This is a genomic window from Bartonella sp. TT29SHDZB, assembly GCF_042193395.1.
Classification (GTDB): domain Bacteria; phylum Pseudomonadota; class Alphaproteobacteria; order Rhizobiales; family Rhizobiaceae; genus Bartonella.
In genome coordinates this window covers 1-503 of the sequence record NZ_JBHILQ010000199.1, presented here as the reverse complement: position 1 = coordinate 503, position 503 = coordinate 1, and the positions used below count along the sequence as shown (strand labels likewise).

The 503-nt window shown below is 34.0% G+C and carries 1 protein-coding gene; it reads right to left on the bottom strand.

The window, feature by feature from the left end:
• Positions 1-5: 5 nt before the first annotated feature.
• On the bottom strand, positions 6-206 hold the full coding sequence (locus tag ACFIJJ_RS10270) for an AlpA family transcriptional regulator (RefSeq protein WP_015856172.1): 201 nt from the start codon (positions 204-206) through the stop codon (positions 6-8).
• Positions 207-503 lie beyond the last annotated feature (297 nt).

Below are 503 nucleotides of genomic sequence, written 5' to 3'. Positions count from 1 at the left end.
TCTTTTTATGCCGCGTCGTTATAACGTTGCTGTTTTGCTTGCTCGATGACATTCAAAAGATCTGATTGTAACCAACGGGATAAAAAGCCAAATTTTAAAGGTTTTGGGAGAGAGCCATTGGTTACATGACGGCGGAATGTTGAAACACTCATATGAAGCAATTTTGCACTTTCACGGTCAGTTAAAAGAATATCATTTTCTGTCATTCTAAAATCCTTTCACTATAAAAACAAAAACAAATCATAATCATTTATTAACCACATTTTTGTTCATTTTTGAAGGTATTTTATTTATATAAAACAATATTTTATCATACAATTTCTAATGTGATAATTTATGAGTCTTATTGAGAGAGAATGAGAGAGAAGAGAGCTAAAGTTATCCACAGATAATGGGGTTATTCATCCCATATTTTAGGTTTGACCCGTGACATAAGCCGCCCATTTATCCATATAGACACGGCGCTGTTCTAAATAATCAGTACGACGATAGGCACGCTCTAC

What these genes read in the sequence shown, in the direction of transcription:
- ACFIJJ_RS10270 (WP_015856172.1), bottom strand. Translation starts at nt 206, where the DNA reads ATGACAGAAAATGATATTCTTTTAACTGACCGTGAAAGTGCAAAATTG.